Consider the following 5,780-nt stretch of genomic DNA (forward strand, 5'->3'; position numbering starts at 1 on the left):
CAGACAGGTGAAACCTTAAATGGCATCGTCCACTCCGTAGAGCAAGTTGCACGCCGTATAGAAAGCGTCAATGTTGCTGCCAAAGAACAATCTAACGGAATTGGACAGATCAACCAGGCCATTTCGCAAATGGATGAGATGACACAACAAAACGCAGCATTGGTTGAAGAAACTGCCGCTGCGTCAAGGTCTATGAGTGACCAGGCGAGTAAGATGCAACAATTGGTTCGTTTCTTCAGAACCTAGTCTGTCTGTGGCATAATTCGCAGCCTAAACCGAAAGGGGAGTCATTTGACTCCCCTTTTTTTGCACCAAAGTCTCAAACCTAGATAAAAACGAACCACTATATGTCAGCACAAACGAACGATATTCTTCAACAAGAACTACTTAGCAATCTATCTCGCTACCAAGATAGAGCGGCTCGCGTTTTCCATGGCAGAGGTAAATACTTTGAAGCGCTAAGCAGTCTGAATATTGAGTGGTACCCGCCCTATTTATTTGTGCAAAACTTTTCAGAAAGTCTTAGTGATGATATCGCCGCAAGTCTCAAAAAAGTATTTGACAACAATCTGTATATTTCAGCGATCATCATACAAACACGCAGTTGGCCTGAGTTAGAAACATCTATTCTCTACCAACGAAGCGAGTGTGAACTCCCGATTGAGCATACCGCTAAACTGAGCGACAAGCTTAAAAGCCATGTGAGCCTAGGAAAAAACCGAAACACCGGCGTGTTCCTGGATATGCGTGCAGGTTGGCAATGGGTTGAAGAAAATGCACAGGACAAGTCTGTGTTGAACCTGTTCTCTTATACCAGCATATTTTCCTTGTTTGCCCTAGAAGGTGGCGCCAAGAAAGTTATTAATATGGATATGTCTGCTGGCGCACTCCGAACAGCTCAGCGTAATCATAATCTCAACGGAATCAGTCAGGGTAAAGCGAATTTTGTAAAACGGGATATATTGAAGTCACGCAAACAATTTTCTTCTTACGGCCCCTTTGACTTGATTATTACCGATCCCCCGCCCTACCAAAAAAAGGCCTTTCGAGGCTGGCAGGACTACAAGCGACTACTTGGCTGGTGCAAGGATTGCCTGAACGAGAATGGCACTTTACTTGTCAGTCTCAACAATCCGCATGTTACACATCAGCAGTTTAAAGATGAACTGGGCGACTGTTTCCCAGAAACCAAAGAAATGACCATCATAGATAGCTGTGCAGAGATCAAAGAAAACGACCCTAGCAAAGGCTTAAAACTCATTGCAGTGAGCTTATAATATAGAGAGGGCAAATCACCTAAACTGAGTCAGCTATTCTTCTATTACATCGATGGTGTAAGAAAGGAAGCGCTCTCCTTCACCGGCCCCGGATTTCAATATCACGGTAAAGCCAATAAATAAGTCTTCGCCACTGCCAGGAGAAGGCAAACCTGTAACGGGAGGTTTTTTATACGTGACGCCCTGATACTTCAGCTTAAAGTTCTTTAGCACAATCTTAGGATCGTCCTCAGTACTCATCACATCAATCGTAATTGACTGCTCAGTATCGCTAGAGATTCTATAGTGACCCGATACCGCATGACCGCCGACAATATCAGCATTGGTCGCAGCAGCTAAGTTTCCGTTTGGCTTTAAGACTATTTTCTTACGTGCATCAGGTATTAAAGCTAAAGGTAATTCTGCCTGCTGCAGTTCTTCAATTATGACCTGTGCTTGAACCCTAAACGATAAGGCACTGCACAAAAGTATAAGGGCACCCACTACAGGTATTGTTTTATTTATCTTCATATCTTTCTGTATGTGTACCGGCATATCACCAGCAGAACGTTAATCCTTTATAGTCCGCTCTCAATTCTACCAACCTGAGTTTTCAATGTACCCAGAGAACGAATCGAACACCCATAACCCGCAATCACATCACATAATACTTACGGTGCGCAAAGTATACAGAAATATTTCATTACAAACAGAAATATTTCTACACAATTAAAATTACGATTATTCCTATTTTTTAATAACTTAAAAAACCTTTTATAAGAAGTCTCTTAAGTATGAATTCCCCCTAAATTTCGAATTTCGTTACACAAGCACTTATAAGAGTTTGCTATAAGAAACACCAGAACAACAATTGAGACGTATAGATACATTCCCAAAACCTATTGTCACAAAGCGATACAAAAAGGGCTGAAATTCAAGCTGGCAAACTAAAAAACTTAGCTACAGTGAAATCATAAGCGTTTGAAATGCAAAACAATGTAAAACGCAGTACATCATATAGCGAGTTAACTCTCTCGTTATAGAAGGGATGTAAGGCTGGCGCCAAAAGCACAAATCCAGCTACTTTAATATTTAACAAACGGCGAATATCGCCAAATGCTGACTTTGTTCAATGCTAACAGACAACGAAACGAAGCAGCCTTATAAATGAATCAATTTTAAAACTGGGAATACTATCCATGAAAACATTATTTAAAAAATCAGCAATTGCAGCAACAATGATCTCTGGTCTTATCGCAGGTACCGCTACTGCAGATACATTCAACGCTTCACTAAACCTGGTTCAGCCAATTTCATTAACTGAAGCGACTCAAATGGATCTAGGTGACGTTCTAGCTAGCGACTCAGATACTTGTACTATCACTACAGGCGGTGCACGTTCAGGCGCTGCATGCTTCGGCTCTGGTAACGGTACATTGGCCGCGATTAATGTGGCTGGAACCGACGGTCAACAAGTCGATATTGCTTTAACTGCAGGTACTTCAGGCGCATCTGAACTGTCCTTTGCACCAGCAATGCTCGATAACGGTGAAGGTGCAACAACTCTTACGGGCGTAACTCTACAAACTAACCATGCATTATCTCTAGGTGGAACACTAACCGTTGCTAACGGTGCTCTGGCTTTGTCAAACGGTGTTAACTCTGTAGAGTATCAAGTAGAAGTTACTTACCAGTAAGCACAATTAAGTGTTATATGTTTAAAAAAGGCGCATTTAGCGCCTTTTTTGCTTTTCGGTATTTAACTGTTTGCCCGATTGCTTCATTATTGCGCCAGCAAAATAAACCATCTAATAAACACTGACCGAAAACGTTATACGAACCAACATGAAACAGAGAAACAAACCTAGCCTTTGGCTTTTCAAGAACACCTTATTAACTCTATTCACCTTACTCATCTCATTTCAAGTCTCTGCCGGGCTAGTGCTGAACCCTCAGCGCATCGTGTTACAAGACCGAGAAAGAAGTGCAAGCCTGGACTTGCTAAACACTGATGATAAAGCAGGACGATACCAAATATACTTTGAGCATAAGTATATGAAAGAAGACGGTAGTATCGTTGACATAGAAAACCCGGAACAAGGTGGGCCCTATGCAGGCGATATGATTCGTTACTCCCCTCGCCGAGTTGATATTCCTGCCGGTGGATCTCAAACAATTCGTATCGCTGCTCGACGCCCTAAAGGTTTGGCAGAAGGGGAATATCTATCTCACCTGGTTCTTAAACAGATCCCGCAAAAAGCTGACGCGAACTCTCCGGCTACCCCAAAGAACGATGAAGATATCCAACTAAACCTTGCCGTTCAGCCAGTATTAAAACTAGCAATCCCCGTAATCGTCAGAAAAGGCGCTTCTACGACCACTGCAAGCATCTCTGACATTCAGCCAATCGTGCAAAACGAGCAAGTAGAAGAGCTCCACTTCTCGCTACATCGCCAAGGAAATTTTTCTCTCTATGGGAACGTGGAACTATATGAGAAGAACGGTGAGCAACTTGGCTCCCGCATAGGCTTTATTCGAGGTATCGCTTTATATACTCCAACTTTAAAACGACTAGTCAAAGTCCGCTTGAGCCAAGCGGCATCATTAACTGGAAAAGAATATCTTCTACGCTTTACTGAGGACGAAAAGTTTGGTGGCAGCAATGTCATCGAGCAAACAATAACATTCTAGACACCTGGCAGACTCTTATAACGTAAGATGGATTTTACCTAATATGCCACGCTATGCCGGCCTCTCGATTTTTCTCGTTTACTTAGCTGTATGGGAGCATGCTTTTGCAGAGCTCCCTCCAGAACCTGTTGAGTTGGCAGAGGATAATATACTGATCGTTCAATTAAGTTACGATCAGCTATTACTCGAAGAATCTCTTTTCGTCTATCAAACACCCGAGAATACATTTATTCCCGTACAAGGGTTGATAGATTCTCTGGATTTTCCTCTAACGCTAAATTTGGATTCGCTGTCGCTTGATGGCTGGTTTATTTCAGAAGACCGAAACTTTTCTCTCGACATCAATCAGAAAAGTGTTTTTCTCAAAGGCGAACGCCAAACCTGGCCAAAAGATTTTCAGTATGCACTTGATGGTTTTGATTTATATATTAATTTAAAAAGCATCGAGCGATGGTTCGACCTCAGCTTACTGCTGGATGTCTCGCAACTTGAACTTAAACTATCGTCCTCAAGTCCACTACCAATCGTGACACAAAAGCTGCGAGCCCAGAAAAGAGCCAAGCTAAAGCCACAAGCTAAAGCTCAAACGGCTCACGACTACCTTCCCAATGAATACGACTGGCTTGGTTCCCCTTCGTTTGATATTGAGTTTTCACACAGTGCAGAGCGCTTTGAGAAATATAACGATCTGACGGGCAGGTATGAGGCAGATATCAGCCAATACAGTTCGGCTACTGTTCAGGGTGTCATGGATATTCTGAAACACTCTCTACAAACCAGTTATGTTAACCAAGATGGGGCTCAAGACCTTAGACTTACCTTTAGCAAAGCGGCAAGCGGGCCAGAGCAACGATTATTTCTGGGTATCGATCAATATAAGTTTGGTGACGTAAACAGTCATTCCAGTGCTTTGCTTTCCGGCTCCGTTAGTGGCAGCGGTGTCCACTTAAAGCGCGGCAGCAATGCACTCCAAGAACAAAGCAGTGACCTACTTCTAGAAGGCGATGCACCGCCGGGCTGGGAAGTTGAGCTTTATCGAAATGGCGCTTTAATTGACTTCACAAGCACATCTAGCAATGGCCAATATCGCTTTGACAAAATTTCTACATATTTAGGAGAGAACATCTTTGATATTCGTATCTATGGGCCCCAGGGACAATATCGAAGCGAACAGAAAAAAATCACGGTCGGAGGTCAAATGCTGGCCAAAGGTTTGTGGGACTTTCAACTCTATGCTCTAAATAGAAACCAGCGCCTGCTTAGCCTTGAGGAAGAGGAGCTTGACGAGTCCTCATCTTTTTTTATGTCTGAATTTAACGCAGGGCTTAACGACTATCTCACCATTCAAGGTGCCCTCAGCCGCTTTACCCCCATAGACAACGAGATAGAACATCTCTATACAAGCTTGGGCTTTTTCGCTTCGCTTGGTGGAGGTTTTGGACAATTGAAATATGTCTCTGACCAGCAAAGCGGCCACGCATGGTCACTTGCATACAAGACCCGCTTGCTTAATACCAATATCAACTTTGATTTAGAAAAATATACAGACTTCATTAGTGATAAGAACCCGGATGGGAAACTGGAGCTGGATAGCAAACTACGAATCAATGGTCTTTGGGCAGATATCTGGTCACAAGATATATCCTACGACCTGGAGCTTCAACATGCTCAATATGCTAATGCACAGGAACAATGGCAACTTTCTAAACGCTTAAGCACACGCATTGGTCAGACCCAAATTGCCAATCTAATCAATTACTCACACAATAATATAGATGACGTGGAAGACTCTCTTATCACCACGTTAAGCGCAACCAGGCGCTGGCATAGCTG

Annotated in this window: 6 protein-coding genes; 5 read left to right on the top strand and 1 reads right to left on the bottom strand. The window is 43.0% G+C overall.

Features of this window, described 5'->3' with window-relative positions:
• Together A3757_RS14780 and A3757_RS14785 are read left to right on the top strand one after the other, a co-directional pair.
• Positions 1-246 (top strand): methyl-accepting chemotaxis protein (locus A3757_RS14780; protein WP_369819553.1); only part of this gene is annotated, 246 nt, incomplete at its 5' end.
• Between the two features lie 101 nt (positions 247-347).
• Entirely contained in the window at positions 348-1,277 is a 930-nt protein-coding gene (locus A3757_RS14785; protein WP_068511800.1) for a class I SAM-dependent methyltransferase, read from the top strand.
• A 33-nt stretch (positions 1,278-1,310) separates the two neighbouring features.
• Here A3757_RS14785 and A3757_RS14790 read toward each other — a convergent pair whose 3' ends face one another.
• The gene (locus A3757_RS14790) at positions 1,311-1,787 is read right to left on the bottom strand and encodes a hypothetical protein (RefSeq protein WP_068554364.1); all 477 of its coding nucleotides are present in this window, start codon (positions 1,785-1,787) and stop codon (positions 1,311-1,313) included.
• 668 nt (positions 1,788-2,455) lie between these two features.
• Here A3757_RS14790 and A3757_RS14795 point away from each other — a divergent pair.
• From A3757_RS14795 to A3757_RS14805, 3 genes are all read left to right on the top strand, one after another.
• Positions 2,456-2,953, top strand: coding sequence for a DUF4402 domain-containing protein (locus A3757_RS14795; protein ID WP_068554366.1), 498 nt, complete (start codon positions 2,456-2,458; stop codon positions 2,951-2,953).
• Between the two features lie 148 nt (positions 2,954-3,101).
• On the top strand, positions 3,102-3,947 hold the full coding sequence (locus A3757_RS14800; RefSeq protein ID WP_068554368.1) for a molecular chaperone: 846 nt from the start codon (positions 3,102-3,104) through the stop codon (positions 3,945-3,947).
• A 43-nt stretch (positions 3,948-3,990) separates the two neighbouring features.
• Positions 3,991-5,780: hypothetical protein (locus tag A3757_RS14805; protein ID WP_156506332.1), on the top strand; the 1,790-nt coding region annotated here is incomplete at its 3' end.

This window comes from Oleiphilus sp. HI0117 (assembly GCF_001635235.1).

Bases quoted from the DNA above. Each gene is read 5' to 3' on its own strand.
- A3757_RS14785 (WP_068511800.1), top strand. From the start codon at position 348: ATGTCAGCACAAACGAACGATATTCTTCAACAAGAACTACTTAGCAAT.
- A3757_RS14790 (WP_068554364.1), bottom strand. From the start codon at position 1,787: ATGAAGATAAATAAAACAATACCTGTAGTGGGTGCCCTTATACTTTTG.
- A3757_RS14795 (WP_068554366.1), top strand. From the start codon at position 2,456: ATGAAAACATTATTTAAAAAATCAGCAATTGCAGCAACAATGATCTCT.
- A3757_RS14800 (WP_068554368.1), top strand. From the start codon at position 3,102: ATGAAACAGAGAAACAAACCTAGCCTTTGGCTTTTCAAGAACACCTTA.